At 73.0% G+C, this 13,554-nt stretch carries 13 protein-coding genes; 6 read left to right on the plus strand and 7 right to left on the minus strand.

Annotated features, from left to right (window positions below):
* Positions 1–35: 35 nt before the first annotated feature.
* Positions 36–1,754 carry an FHA domain-containing protein gene (locus ASE20_RS09530; RefSeq protein ID WP_056894313.1) on the plus strand — a complete coding sequence of 573 codons (1,719 nt, stop codon included), beginning with the start codon at positions 36–38 and terminating at the stop codon, positions 1,752–1,754.
* Positions 1,755–1,844: 90 nt separating this feature from the next.
* Here ASE20_RS09530 and ASE20_RS09535 read toward each other — a convergent pair whose 3' ends face one another.
* Positions 1,845–2,780, minus strand: a complete 936-nt coding sequence (locus tag ASE20_RS09535; protein WP_056894314.1) for a Ku protein — start codon at positions 2,778–2,780, stop codon at positions 1,845–1,847.
* Between the two features lie 49 nt (positions 2,781–2,829).
* On the opposite strand from ASE20_RS09535, the gene lhgO reads away from it, so the two are divergent.
* The 3 genes from lhgO to ligD (ASE20_RS09550) all read left to right on the plus strand — a co-directional run bounded on the left by lhgO (position 2,830) and on the right by ligD (ASE20_RS09550) (position 6,040).
* Positions 2,830–4,023 (plus strand): L-2-hydroxyglutarate oxidase, encoded by a 1,194-nt coding sequence (lhgO, locus tag ASE20_RS09540; protein ID WP_225869024.1) that lies wholly within the window; start codon positions 2,830–2,832, stop codon positions 4,021–4,023.
* 8 nt (positions 4,024–4,031) lie between these two features.
* A complete protein-coding gene (gene ligD, locus ASE20_RS09545) occupies positions 4,032–4,961 on the plus strand; it encodes a non-homologous end-joining DNA ligase (RefSeq protein WP_412778590.1) in 930 nt (309 codons plus the stop codon).
* A gap of 161 nt (positions 4,962–5,122) precedes the next feature.
* Entirely contained in the window at positions 5,123–6,040 is a 918-nt protein-coding gene (gene ligD, locus ASE20_RS09550) for a non-homologous end-joining DNA ligase (RefSeq protein WP_056894317.1), read from the plus strand.
* 52 nt (positions 6,041–6,092) lie between these two features.
* Here the strand turns inward: ligD (ASE20_RS09550) and ASE20_RS09555 are convergent, their stop codons facing one another.
* The 4 genes from ASE20_RS09555 to ASE20_RS09570 all read right to left on the minus strand — a co-directional run bounded on the left by ASE20_RS09555 (position 6,093) and on the right by ASE20_RS09570 (position 8,440).
* Positions 6,093–6,461 carry a hypothetical protein gene (locus ASE20_RS09555; RefSeq protein WP_056894318.1) on the minus strand — a complete coding sequence of 123 codons (369 nt, stop codon included), beginning with the start codon at positions 6,459–6,461 and terminating at the stop codon, positions 6,093–6,095.
* A gap of 76 nt (positions 6,462–6,537) precedes the next feature.
* Positions 6,538–7,347, minus strand: a complete 810-nt coding sequence (locus tag ASE20_RS09560; RefSeq protein WP_056894319.1) for a PP2C family protein-serine/threonine phosphatase — start codon at positions 7,345–7,347, stop codon at positions 6,538–6,540.
* Between the two features lie 125 nt (positions 7,348–7,472).
* A complete protein-coding gene (locus ASE20_RS09565; RefSeq protein WP_056894320.1) occupies positions 7,473–7,700 on the minus strand; it encodes a DUF3107 domain-containing protein in 228 nt (75 codons plus the stop codon).
* A gap of 86 nt (positions 7,701–7,786) precedes the next feature.
* Positions 7,787–8,440 (minus strand): TetR/AcrR family transcriptional regulator, encoded by a 654-nt coding sequence (locus tag ASE20_RS09570; protein ID WP_056894321.1) that lies wholly within the window; start codon positions 8,438–8,440, stop codon positions 7,787–7,789.
* A 198-nt stretch (positions 8,441–8,638) separates the two neighbouring features.
* Between ASE20_RS09570 and moeZ the strand changes: the two genes are divergently transcribed.
* Both moeZ and ASE20_RS09580 read left to right on the plus strand, forming a co-directional pair.
* Positions 8,639–9,847, plus strand: a complete 1,209-nt coding sequence (gene moeZ, locus ASE20_RS09575; RefSeq protein ID WP_056894322.1) for an adenylyltransferase/sulfurtransferase MoeZ — start codon at positions 8,639–8,641, stop codon at positions 9,845–9,847.
* A gap of 201 nt (positions 9,848–10,048) precedes the next feature.
* The gene (locus ASE20_RS09580) at positions 10,049–10,348 is read left to right on the plus strand and encodes an MGMT family protein (protein ID WP_200952755.1); all 300 of its coding nucleotides are present in this window, start codon (positions 10,049–10,051) and stop codon (positions 10,346–10,348) included.
* Between the two features lie 32 nt (positions 10,349–10,380).
* Here ASE20_RS09580 and tpx read toward each other — a convergent pair whose 3' ends face one another.
* Positions 10,381–10,872, minus strand: a complete 492-nt coding sequence (gene tpx / locus ASE20_RS09585) for a thiol peroxidase (RefSeq protein WP_056894324.1) — start codon at positions 10,870–10,872, stop codon at positions 10,381–10,383.
* Between the two features lie 35 nt (positions 10,873–10,907).
* Positions 10,908–13,442, minus strand: coding sequence for an SCO7613 C-terminal domain-containing membrane protein (locus ASE20_RS09590; RefSeq protein WP_056894325.1), 2,535 nt, complete (start codon positions 13,440–13,442; stop codon positions 10,908–10,910).
* Positions 13,443–13,554 lie beyond the last annotated feature (112 nt).

A 13,554-nucleotide genomic window follows, 5' to 3' on the forward strand; every position in this document is an offset into this window, starting at 1 on the left:
CGTGAGCCGGCCTGTGCGCCAGTAGGGTTGCGCCCATGGTCGGTCTTGTCGCGGAGCTGGACGGTCGCGTCCTCAGGCTCGACGGCAAGACGTCGTACCGGATCGGGCGCGCGATCGAGGCGGACGTGGTGCTCACCGCCGGCTCCGTGTCGCGCCAGCACGCCGAGATCCGCCTCGTCGGGGGCCTCTGGGTGCTCGTCGACGCGGGCAGCAACTTCGGCACCTACGTCGACGGCGAGCGGATCACCGAGTACGGCATCGAGCAACGGATCACCGTCCGCTGCGGTCCGCCCGCGCCCGGCGCCGAGCTGGTGATCATCCCCGCCGACCAGTACGACGAGGTCCTCGCCGCTCCGCCCGCTCCGCCGGCTCCGCCCGTCGCCCCGCCACCGCCTCCCGCGCCGGCGTCGGCGTCGGCGTCGGCGCCCGTCCCGGACCGGCCGGTCGCCCCGCCTGCGGCGGCACCGGTGATGGCCGGCAACGAGGCGACCCAGATCCTCGCGGCAGCGCCCCCGTCGGTTCCGGGCCAGGTCGGACCGCCGCCGGTGCGCAGCGGTCCCGACCTGCTGCTCGTCGCGGAGGGCCGCGAGCACCGCTTCCGCCACCCGGCGCAGATCACCGTGGGCCGCCGCAGCGACTGCACGGTCGTGATCGGCGATCCGGCGTGCTCCCGCGTGCACGGCCGGATCGACGCGCACCCCGGCGGCTGGACCTGGACGAACCTCTCCAGCGAGGGCACCTGGCTCGACGGTCGCCGGGTCGACCGCCGCCCGTTCGACGAGCGGGTCTCCCTCCGGCTCGGCCACCCGGTCGCCGGGACCGAGCTGACGCTCGTGCCGATCCTCTCGGCTGCCGAGGAGGAGCGCCGGATCGCCCGCCGCCGCTGGGGGCGCCGGCTCGTCGTGGTTGGTGCGGTCGCCGCCGGTCTGCTGCTCGTCGGCGGCCTGCTCGGCGCCGCCTGGCTGGTCCTCCGCGACGACGACAGCAGCACGACCGCGGGCGAGCGTTCGTCATCCGGCGGACCGAGCTCGATGGACACGCTCACCAACGACGAGCTCGACTCCGCCAAGGCAGCGGCCGTGAAGATCACGGCCGACACCGTCGACCTCGCCGACCAACCCGTCAGCTACGGCGGCTCGGGATCCATCATCCGTGCGGACGGGCTGATCCTGACCAACGCCCATGTCGCGGCCCCGGAGTCCCCGGGCCTGGCCGAGCAGTACGTCGGCCTCGACCTGCGCGACCCCGACTTCCTGCTGATCCACCTCACCGACGGCCGGACGGACACGAACTCGCCGGCGGCGTACCGGGCCCGGGTGGTGGAGGCCGACGGCTACCTCGACGTCGCCGTCATCCAAGTCTACGCCCGTGCCGACGGCAGCCCGCTCGGCGGCGACCTGAGCCTGCCGACCGTGCCGATGGGCGACTCCGACGCGCTGCGCGCCGGTGACGACGTCACCGTCCTCGGGTTCCCCGCGATCGCGCGCTCGGAGGACTCGATCACCGTCACCACCGGCGTGGTGTCGACCGTCATCAACGACGGCACCCTCGGCCCGCGCTCCGAGCTCGACACCGACGCCCGGATCGCCCCCGGCAACTCGGGCGGCATGGCGATCAACAACGACGGCGAGCTGATCGGCATCCCCACCGCGCTGCTGCCCGACCAGGGCGGCTCGTCGGTGCTGAGCGGCCGGATCCGGTCGATCGACCCCGTGAAGGAGCTGATCACCGCCGCCGAGGCGGCGGTCGGCTAGGGCGTGTCTCCCAAGTCGGCGCCGTCGCGAGCGGCGTTTGCGGCCGATCTGGCAAGGCGGCGGAGCGACGATGTNCGCCCTAGGGAACGCCTAGCTCGCCTTCTTGGCAGCGGCCTTCTTGGTCGTCGTCTTCTTGGCTGCGGCCTTCTTCGCCGGCGTGGCCTTCTTGGCGGCGGCCTTCTTCGCCGGCGCCTTCTTGGCGGGCGCCTTCTTGCTGGCCGGCTTCTCGGGCTCCGCCTCGCCACGGCTGGTCTTGGCGGCCTCGACCGAGCGCTGCAGCGCGGCCAGCAGGTCGACCACCTCGCCGCCGGTCTTCGCCGAGGTCTCGGTGCGCTGCACCTCGCCGCCCTCGATCTTGGCCTTCACGACGGCGTTGACCGCGTCGGCGTAGTCGTCCTCGAACTCGGAGGCGTCGAAGTCGCCGGAGAGGGTCTCGATGAGCATCTGCGCCATCTTCACCTCAGCGGGCTTCACGTCGCCGGCCTCGACGGTGAAGTCGGGCTGCCGGATCTCGTCGGGCCACATCATCGTCTGCAGCACGATCACGTCACCAGCCTCGGTCTCGCGCACCCGCAGCACCGCGGTGGTGGTGCGCTGACGCAGCGCGACGGTCACGACCGCCATCCGCTTCGACTCCAGCAGCGCCTGGCGCAGCAGGGCGTAGGGCTTGGCACCGGTGCCCTCGGGCTCGAGGTAGTAGCTCTTCTCGAACAGCAGCGGGTCGATCTGCTCGGCGGGCACGAACTTCTCCACCGCGATCTCGCGCGAGGACGTCGTCGGCAGGTTGGCCATGTCGTCGTCGGTGAGGACGACCATCTCGCCGTCCTCGGTCTCGAAGCCCTTGGCGATGTCGGAGTAGGGCACCTCCTCGCCATCGATGGCGCACACCCGCTGGTACTTGATCCGGCCGCCGTCCTTGGCGTGGACCTGGCGGAAGGACACGTCATGGCTCTCGGTCGCGCTGTAGAGCTTGACCGGCACGCTGACGAGGCCGAACGAGACGGCACCCTTCCAGATCGCTCGCATGCGGCCAGCCTACGCCGAGCCGCCGACACCGCGCTGCCACGATGGACCCGTGGAGCAGACCATCGCGATCGTGGGCGCGGGCATCGTCGGCCTCGCCGTCGGCCGCGAGCTCACGCTGCGCAGACCGGGCACCCGCGTCGTCGTCCTGGAGAAGGAGGACCGGGTCGCTGCCCACCAGACGGGTCACAACTCGGGCGTGGTCCACGCCGGCATCTACTACCGTCCCGGCAGCCTCAAGGCCGAGCTGTGCACCCGCGGCCGGCTGCTGCTCCGCGACTACTGCGCCGAGCACGCCCTGCCCTACGACGAGTGCGGCAAGGTCGTCGTCGCCGTCGACCCCGACGAGCTGGGCCGGTTCGAGGCGCTCGAGCGGACCGCCCATGAGAACGGCGTCCCCGGCCTGCGCCGCCTCGACGCCGCCGGCCTGTCCGAGGTCGAGCCGCACGCCGTCGGCCTGGCGGCGCTGCACTCGCCGCACACCGCCATCACCGACTACGTCGCCGTCGCGCGGCAGCTCGCCGCCGACGTCGTCGCCGCCGGCGGCGCGGTGCACCTCTCCTCCCCGGTCACGGCCATCGACCCCGCCGGCGGCCGGGTACGCGTGCGGACCCCCGGGACGTCGTACGACGTCGACCGGCTCGTCGTGTGCGGCGGGCTCCAGTCCGACCGGCTCGCCCGGCTGGCCGGCGGGGGAGCCGACCCGCGGATCGTGCCCTTCCGCGGGGAGTACCTCGCCGTGCGGCGAGAGCTGCAGGACCTCGTGCGCGGGATGGTCTACCCGGTGCCCGACCCGCGCTACCCCTTCCTCGGCGTCCACTTCACCCGCCGTGTCACCGGAGCGCTCGAGGTCGGCCCGAACGCCGTGCTCGCACCGCACCGCGACCGCTACGACCGCTGCGCCGTGAGCGTCGCCGACCTCGCGAGCACCGCCGCCTGGCCGGGCTTCTGGCGGATGGCGCGACAGCACTGGCGCACCGGCGTGGACGAGGTCCGCGGCTCGCTGTCCGTGCGTGCCTACCTCCGCAGCGCCCAGCGCTACGTCCCGGCCATCGGTCCCGACGACGTGGTCCGTGCCGGCTTCGGCATCCGGGCCCAGGCGCTGGAGCGCGACGGCACCCTGGTCGACGACTTCCGCATCGACCACCTCGGGGGCGTCACCGTCGTCCGCAACGCCCCGTCGCCGGCTGCGACCTCCAGCCTGGCCATCGCCGAGCACGTCGTCGACCGCGTCGAAACGGCATGATGGACGCCGTGCCCGACCTGCTGCCGATGCTCGCCACGCACGGCACGCACGTCCCGCCGGGCGACGACTGGCGCCACGAGGTGAAGTGGGACGGCGTCCGGGCACTGACCCGGATCGCCGCCGGCACCGTCACCATGACCAGCCGCAACGCCAACCGGATCACGGCTGCGTGGCCCGACCTCTCGACCCCGCCCGACGTCGGCGACGACACGGTGGTCGACGGCGAGATCATCGCCCTCAACGAGCGTGGCGTGCCCGACTTCCGCGTCCTCGCCGACCGGATGCACGTCCGCAAGACAGCCACCGTGGCCCGCCTCGCCGCACGGGTCCCGGCGACGTACATGGTCTTCGACCTGCTCCGCCTCGACGGCGAGGACCTCTGCGGGCTCCCGCTCCACGAGCGCCGGCGCCGGCTGGGCGAGCTCGTACTCGGCCGCTCCGGGTGGCAGGTCCCGGCCGAGTACGACGACGGAGCGATGCTCCTCGAGGCCACGCGGGCGCAGGGGCTCGAGGGGATCGTCAGCAAGCGGGTCGACTCGACGTACCGGCCCGGGCAGCGCACCCCGCACTGGCTGAAGTTCCCCCACCGCCACCGCGGGTCCTTCGTGATCGGCGGCTGGCGTCCGCAGACCGGCACCCGCGACCGGCTGGCCGCGCTCCTGGTGGGGGAGCCGACGCCGGACGGGCTGATGTACCGCGGCCGGGTCGGCAGCGGCATCGGCCCGAAGCAGTCCCGCTCGCTCACCGAGCTGCTGGCCGGGCTCACCACTGCGGCCAGCCCGTTCGCCGACGAGGTGCCGCGCGTGGACGCAGAGGGCACCACCTGGGTCGAGCCGGTCGTGGTCGTCGACATCGACACCCACGGGCTCGGCTACGAGCGGCTCCGCCAGCCGTCGTACCAGGGTGTGCGGACCGACCTCACCCCCGAGGAGCTCTAGGTCGTGTCTCCCCTTCCCTGGCGGCGCCCACGTCGCCCAGCACGCACCCTGGCGGCGTTGCCGACGCTCGACGTGCGCCCAGCATGCCCGCGCGCCGGCGCCTTGCCATCGCACGCACTGGACGACCCGGGCATCCACCAAGGAAGGGGAGACACGACCTGATGCCGAAGAAGCCCGAGCACCCCCAGACCGAGGTGCACGTCGACGTCGAGGGTCGCACCCTGCGCCTCACCAACCTCGAGAAGGTGCTCTACCCCGCCACCGGTACGACGAAGGGCGAGGTCCTCGACTACTACGCCCGCGTCGCCCCCGTCCTGCTCCCGCACCTGGCGGGGCGCCCGGTCACCCGGATCCGCTGGCCGCACGGCGTGGGCGACAAGAGTTTCTTCGAGAAGAACGCACCCGCCGGCACACCCTCCTGGGTGCGCACCGCCGACGTGCCGACGACCGGCAGCCGGGGCACCAGCCGCCACGGCGACACGCTCCGCTTCCCGATCATCGACCAGCTCGCCACCCTCGTCTGGGCCGTCAACCTCGCTGCCCTCGAGCTGCACGTCCACCAGTGGACCGTCGACGACGACGGCGAGCCGGTCGGCGCCGACCGCATCGTGATCGACCTCGACCCGGGCGAGGGCGCCGGCCTGCACGAGTGCTGCGGCGTCGCCCTGCTGGCCCGCGACGCACTCGCCGAGCGCGGCCTCGACGCGCTGCCCGTCACCAGCGGGAGCAAGGGCCTGCACCTCTACGCACCGCTCGCCGAGCCGCTCCCCCCCGACGAGACCAGCGCGCTCGCGAAGGAGATCGCCGAGGAGCTGCAGGCCGCCCACGGCCACCTCGTCACGGCGACCATGACCAAGGCCCGGCGCCGCGGCAAGGTGTTCCTCGACTGGTCGCAGAACGCCGGCTCCAAGACGACCGTGGCGCCGTACTCCCTGCGGGGGACGCCGCGCCCGCAGGTCGCCACCCCGGTCACGTGGGACGAGGTCGCCGAGGGCGCGGAGGACCCGCTCGGGCTCGACCAGTTCTCGATGGCCGAGGCGCTCGCGCGCGTCGAGGAGTGGGGGGATCTGTTCGCGTGACGGACTCGGACTTCGACGCGCGGTCGCGACCTCGTCCCTCGGTCGCGGTTGCTCAGAGGCGCCGGCGCATGGCGTAGACGTCGAACTCCGTCACGGCCCCGGCCGGGTCGCCGCCGGTGCCGACCGCGTGGGCCACCTCGTCGGGCGAGACGGCGTGGTCGGCCTCGTCGAGGGTGACGTCGATGAGCATCTGGAACTCCGGTGACGGGTGGTCGATCCGCAGCGCCGTGCCCTCGATCCGCCAGCCGTGGCGGCCGAGCTCGTTGAACAGCCCCATCAGCGTGGTGTTCTTCTCCGCAGCGATCCCCTCGAACCCGTCGGCGGCCTCGATCAGGTAGACCGGGCGGGTGACGGCGAGCGCAGCGGCGTCGTAGAGCGGCACCCAGAGGCGCGCGTACTCGTAGACCCGCTTCGTGCTCACGCGTCCAGTGTAGGACTCGCCGCCGACCTCCGCCCGGTCCTTTCGGCCGGTCCTGTCGGCCGGTCCGTCGGCAGGCTCAGGCCGAGCGCAGCGGGCGTACGGCGACCGGGTCGACCACGTGGGCCAGGTCGATGCCCGCGCCGAGCACCCTCCCGTTGCCGACCACGGCGGGGGCGTCGACCACGTCGGCGACCACCACGGTGACGTTGTCGCGGGTGCCGCTGTCGATCGCGGCGCGGACCAGCCGCTCGGCGGCGGCGCCGAGCGAGTCGATGCCGAGCAGCAGGTGCACGGTCGCGGGGGAGAGCACGTCGCTCATCCCGTCGCTGCACAGCAGCAGACGGTCGCCCGGGCGCAGGTCGAGCGGCTGCAGCACGGGCTCCGGCTCGTGCTCACCGTCGACGGCCTGCAGCACGACGTTCCGGTACGGCGACGCGGCTGCCTCCGCGGGTGTGAGCCGCCCGGCGTCGACCAGGGACTGGACCAGTGTCTGGTCGTGCGACAGCTGCACCAGGCGCCCGTCGCGGAGCAGGTAGGCCCGCGAGTCGCCCACCTGGGCGAGCGAGGTGTGGACCCCGTCGGTGAGGACCGCGGTCAGCGTGGTCGCCATCCCGCGGCGAGCCGGGTCGGCGGCGACGCCGGCGACGAGCTGGGTGTGCGCCTCGGCGACCGCGGCGCGCAGCAGCCGCTCGGGCTCGAAGCCCGGGTGCGCGAGGGACCGCGCGCTGACGACGTACGTCGTGGTCGCGGACGCGATCTCACCCGCGGCCGCACCGCCGACGCCGTCGGCGACGCAGAGCAGGTAGGGACCGGCGAAGCCGGAGTCCTCGTTGTGCTCTCGGACGGGGCCGGTCTCGCTCGACGCGGCGAAGCGGAACTGGAGCACGTGTCCTCCTTTCCGGCCTTCGCCGCCCTGGATCAGCTGCGGGGGTTTCGAGGCGGCTTCGCAAGCTCAGCCGGCACCTCAACCACCGACTTCTTTCGCTCCTAGCCTACGAGCGAGCTCGAAGGCTACGAGCGGAAGCCGACCTGACCGGACGTGCTGCGGCCGATCTCGACGTAGGCCAGCTTGGCGACGGGCACGACGGTGACCTTGCCCTTGGTGTCGGTGAGCGTCAGCACGCCGTCGGACGCGAGCGCCTCGGACACCAGGGTGGCGACGCCCTCGCTGGTGTTCTCGGTCTCGATCACGAGCTCGCGGGCGGTCTGCTGCACACCGATCTTGACCTCGACGGTCATGTCATTCTCCTCGTTCCGGGGGACGGCCCGCACCTGCGGAGCCGTTCACGCGACCCAGCCTAGTCAGCAGGCGGTCACGAAGGAGGTCAGGCCTGCTCGTCGGTCCTCGGGTAGCCACCGATGCCGCGCCACGCCAGGCCCGACACGAGGGTGGTCGCCTGGTCGCGGGTGAGCCCGGCGAGGCCGCCGTCGGTGTCGGTCGTCCAGAACCGGGCGCTGACCTGGGCCATGCCCACGAGCGCCACGGCGAGCAGCTGCGAGGCGGCCGGCGGCAGCGAGGTGTCCTCGGCGATGACCGAGGCGATCAGGTCGGCGCACTCGGTGGTGACCCGGTCGATGTGCCCGCGCACGGCCGGCTCGTTGGTCAGGTCGGACTCGAACACGAGCCGGAACGCGCCGGTGTCGTGGCCGACGTAGGCGTAGAAGGCGTCGATGGTCGCCGCCACGCGCTGCTTGTTGTCGTGGGTCGAGTCGAGCGCCTTGCGGCAGTTGTCGATGATCGCGTCGCACGCGGCGTCGAGGATCGCGAGGTAGAGCTCGAGCTTGCCGGGGAAGTGCTGGTAGAGCACCGGCTTCGAGACGCCCGCGCGCTCGGCGATGTCGTCCATCGCGGCAGCGTGGTAGCCCTGCGCGACGAACACCTCGAGGGCAGCCGCCAGCAGCTGGGCACGCCGCTCGCGACGCGGAAGCCGTACGCCGCGCGGCCGCGATCCGTCCAGGTCGAACTGCTCGATCACCACGGGTGTGAGCCTACTCTCCAGTAGCCCGCGGCAGCCGAGCGGTGTCCCGTGCGGGACACGCGTCCAGACGGTGGGACGTGGTGTCCGTGGCTTGGACCGGGCAGGGACGATGGAGGGGCAGGGGAACACCCGGCCGCGCCACGGCGTTGGGGCCGGGACATCCCCGTTCCGCACTGTTCAACCGAGGAGCTGAACCCCGTGAGCTTTCCCGCGCTGGTGGAGCCGGCCGCCGAGCTGACCATCGACGAGGTCCGCCGCTACAGCCGGCACCTGATCATCCCCGACGTCGCGATGGACGGCCAGAAGCGCCTGAAGAACGCCAAGGTCCTGGTCATCGGTGCGGGCGGCCTCGGCAGCCCCGCACTGCTCTACCTCGCCGCTGCCGGTGTCGGCACGCTCGGCATCGCCGAGTTCGACGAGGTCGACGAGTCCAACCTGCAGCGCCAGGTCATCCACGGCATGTCCGACCTGGGCAAGTCGAAGGGCCTCTCGGCCAAGGAGTCGATCCTCGAGATCAACCCGCTGGTCAACGTGGTCCTCCACGAGGAGCGCCTCGACAACGACAACGTCTTCGACGTGTTCAAGGGCTACGACCTCATCGTCGACGGCACCGACAACTTCGCGACCCGCTACATGGTCAACGACGCGGCGTACTTCCTCGGCATCCCCTACGTCTGGGGCTCGATCTACCGCTTCGACGGCCAGGCCTCGGTCTTCGCGCCCACCATGGCCGACGACGCCCCGTGCTACCGCTGCCTCTACCCCGAGCCGCCGCCGCCGGGCATGGTCCCCTCGTGCGCCGAGGGCGGCGTGCTGGGCGTGCTGTGCGCGTCCATCGGCTCGATCCAGGTCAACGAGGCGATCAAGCTGCTGATCGGCGCCGGCGAGCCGGCCATCGGCAAGCTGGTCATCTACGACGCCCTCGAGCTCGAGTGGCGCAAGCTGAAGGTCCGCAAGGACCCCAACTGCGCGCTGTGCGGCGAGAACCCGACCGTCACCGGTCTCATCGACTACGAGACCTTCTGCGGTGCGATCTCCGAGGAGGCCGCCGACGCCGCCGTCGACGCGACCATCTCGGTGACCCAGCTCGCCTCCATGATCAAGGAGAAGGAGGAGGGCAGCCGCGACTTCGTCCTCATCGACGTGCGTGAGCCCGCCGAGGTCGAGATCAACCACATCCCTGGCGCCGTCCTGATCCCCAAGGGCGACTTCCTCAACGGCACCGCGCTCTCGCAGCTCCCGCCGGTCGACTCCGGCAAGCAGGTCGTCCTGCACTGCAAGAGCGGCGTCCGCTCGGCCGAGTGCCTCGCCATCGTGAAGGGCGCCGGCTACGACGACGCCGTCCACGTCGGCGGTGGCGTGGTGGCGTGGGTCAACCAGATCGACCCGAGCCAGCCGTCGTACTGATCCCGTCCCACCAGCAACGCCCGTAACCGCGACGCGGTGTCCTCGTTGATCAGGGCATCGCGGCCCCGGTGACACGCCGGGCCCGCGCACCGGCTTTCCACAGGCGTTTGCCACACGAGGGAGCACCTGAGAGCCCCGTCCGACCGGACGGGGCTCTCGGCGTCTTCCGGGGCTGTCGACGCCCGGGTGTTGGATGTCCTCGTGGACGAGGGGTACGTCGAGTCGGTGCTCGAGCTGGTCGAGCAGGTCCCGGAGGGCCGGGTGACGACCTACGGCGCGCTCGCGGCAGTGGCCGGGGGAGGACCTCGTCAGATCGGGTCCGTCATGGCGCGCTACGGCGCTCCGGTGCCGTGGTGGCGGGTGGTGCGTGCCGACGGCACGCTCCCCGACAGCCACGGCGACCGGGCGCGGGAGAACTACCTCGCCGAGGGCACGCCGCTGCGGACGAGCGGCGGCCTCGACATGTCGCGGGCCTTCTGGGACCCGGCGACGGGGGACTGAGCCCGGAGGCTCGAGCCCCGACGTTCAGTCGATCAGCCGAGCGCGGCGATGGCCGCGTCGTAGTCGGGCTCCTGGGCGATCTCGGGCACGAGCTCGGTGTGCAGGACCGACCCGTCGGCGTCGACCACGACGACCGAGCGGGCGAGCAGGCCCTCGAACTTGCCGTCGACGAGCTTGACGCCGTAGTCCTCACCGAAGGTGGTGCGGAACGCCGACGCGGTGGTGACGTTCTCGATGCCCTCGGCGCCGCAGAAGCGGGCCTGGGCGAACGGCAGGTCCTGCGAGACGTTGATGACGGTGGTGTTGTCGAGGCCGGCGGCGAGCTCGTTGAACTTGCGCACGCTGGCCGCGCACACGCCGGTGTCGACGCTGGGGAAGATGTTCAGGACGGCGCGGGTGCCCTGCGGGAGGGACACCTCCGCGAAGTCGGATCCGACGAGGTCGAAGGCGGGCGCGGGGGCGCCGACGGCGGGGAGCTCGCCGACGGTGTGGACGGGGTTTCCGCCGAGTGCAGTGGTAGCCATGTCCTGATGTCTAGCAGGTCGCCCCGAGCCGCTCGTCACCGGAGCCGACCCAGCAGGCCGACCGCGCTGCGGACCTCGAGCAGACGTCGCTCCCAGGTGATGCCGACGACGGTCAGCAGCGCGCCCGCGAGGCCGATCCAGACCCACTTCGGGAAGTCGCCGGCGTAGGGCCCGAGCTCGCGCAGCACGATCGTCGCGCCGACGCTCGCGCCGATGACCAGCGGTGCGCTCCACCGCAGCGCCGCACCGGCGACGGTGAGGGCGAGGCACGCGGCGCCGAGCACGAGCGCCCGCAGCGAGACCGGGTCGCCGGCGACCCACAGCAGCGACGGGACGGTGCCGAGCAGCAGACCCGGCAGCAGGGCCTCGGTCGTGCCGGTGTCGGGGGAGCGGTGCATCCACGCCAGGCCCAGCGCCACGAGGACCACGGCCAGCGGCAGTGTGTACGGCTCCGGAGCGTGCACGTCGAGGTCCGCCAGGCGTACCCAGCTCGCCAGGACCAGCAGCGCGCCACCCAGCCACACCAGGTGCCGGCGCGACTCGTTGACCAGTGCGCTCGCGCAGGCGAGGAAGCCCGCGACCGTCAGCCACAGCGCCGTCAGGCCGCCCGGGTCGGACGCGGTGCCGAGCGAGACCGGGAACGCGAAGGCCGCGACGAGGACAGCGGCGACCTCGAGCTCGAGGCGCGGCAGGACGACCGCCAGCACGCCCACGGCGAGCAGCACGGGGACGGCGACCCACGCAGCACCGCCGTCGACGGCATGCACGAGGGCAGCGACCGCGAGGCCGAGCAGCGGCGGGGCGGTGAGCCGGCCGGTGACCCGGGCGACGTCGGTGCGGCCGAGCGTGGCCAGGGCCAGCGCGACGACGGTGCCGACTGCGCCGACCAGCGCCGCTATCGGCGCGCTCGGCACGGCGGCCAGCGTCGCTCCGCCAGCCACGGCGAGCCCGGCAACGGCGTGTCCGGAGGCGCGTGCGCCGGTGGAGCGCAGGGACACGGCGGTGCTGAGCGCCGCCGTCAGGATGAGGGCCGCGACGGGCGCGGCGAGCTGGACGTCGTACGAGGTGAGGGTGGCGGCGACGCCGAGGCCCGCGAGCACGCCGCCGGCCTCGGCCCACTCGAGGAGCGCGGCGCGGCTGCGGTTGCTCGCGACCAGCGCGAGGAAGGCGAGCGGGACCAGCAGCGACGGGACGAGGAGCAGCGGCTCCGTGACCGGGTCGGTGCCGCCGATCGTGACGTCGAGCGTGCGGGCGAAGGCCGTGGACGCGTCGGCCCAGCGGGCGAACGCCACTGCGGCGGTGGTGAGTGCGAGGCCGCCGAGGACGAGGCTGCCGAGCGCAGAGGGCGCCACGGCGACCGGACGGGCCACGCGGGGCAGGACGGCGAGCGCGGCGACCCAGGTGGCCGTCGTACCGAGGGCGACGAGGCCGAAGGTGGTGGCGTCGGTGTCGACGCTCGGGAGGGTGAGCACGAGCGTCACGACCATGGCGGCGCAGCTCGCGCCGGCCAGGGCGAGACGCTGGTCGCGGACGACGAGGCCAGGGACGAGCATCGCGGCGGCCGTGACGAGCAGCGACCACCCCGAGCCGTCGACCCACAGCTGGTGGAGGTCGGGGTGAAGCAGTGCGGAGCTCGTCGCGACCGAGGCGGAGCCGAGCCACGCGACGGCGCCGGCCACGGTGACCGACCACTGCAGCGGGACGAGGCCGGTCGTGCGGCCGAGGAGGACGGCGCCGATCGCAGTGGCGGTGACGAGGTGACCAGCGACGAGGCGGTGGTCGGTGACGTCGATGGCACCGGTGTACGCGACGAGGAGACCGATGCCCGCGATGACCTGCGGAGCGACGAGACGCGGCTGGCCGCCGACCCGGACCAGCGCGGTCAAGGAGGCGGCGACGGCGACGGTCAGGCCCGCGACGAGCGTCGTGACGTCCCCGTTGCCGCCGAGCCAACCGGCTGCTCCGGCGCCGAACACGTCGAGCGCGAGCATCCCGAGCGCCACCACGATCAGCGACTCCCCGGCGACGCGCAGGCCCGAGCGGTGCAGCAGCAGGGCCGACGCGCCGGCCGTCAAGGTGAGACCGCCGAGGACCGCGGTGCGGCCGCCGACGCCGAGGGCCGACCAGGAGACCGCGAGGAAGATGACCGCGGCGACGAGGAGGCAGAAGGCGCCGAGGCCGAGGAGGATCTTGGGGACGGACGCGAAGGCGACGCCGCCGCGCTCGGGCATCGGCGCCGCCGTACCGGGGTAGGGCGGGAGGGGCGGCGTCGGGCCGGCCGGCACCGCCTGGGTCGGCGCGGCCGGGACGCCGGGTGCGACCAGCGGGCCGCCGAGGGTGGCGGTCGCGGTCGCCGAGGTGGACGCGGCGCTGGCGGCAGCCGGGTGGTCGTGGAAGGCATCGCTCGCGGTGCGCAGCTCGCCGACGAGGGCGTCGGCGCGCTGCAGGGTGCGGAACAGGTGCACGGCCAGCGGGTGCCGGACCAGGAGGTCGCAGCTCGGGCAGACGGAGATGCCGGACGGCAGCGCGGAGCGGCAGTCGGGGCACAGGGACGGGTCGGCGTAGCGCATGCGTCCATTTCCTCAGTGCGCGTGCTCGTCCGGGATCGTGCGGACACTCAGGTACGGGTGAGTACGGGTACTCAGCGGCAGCGCGGGAAAAAGGTGAAGGGCCCTCGTGAGT

The organism is Nocardioides sp. Root240 (assembly GCF_001428825.1).
Lineage (GTDB): Bacteria > Actinomycetota > Actinomycetes > Propionibacteriales > Nocardioidaceae > Nocardioides.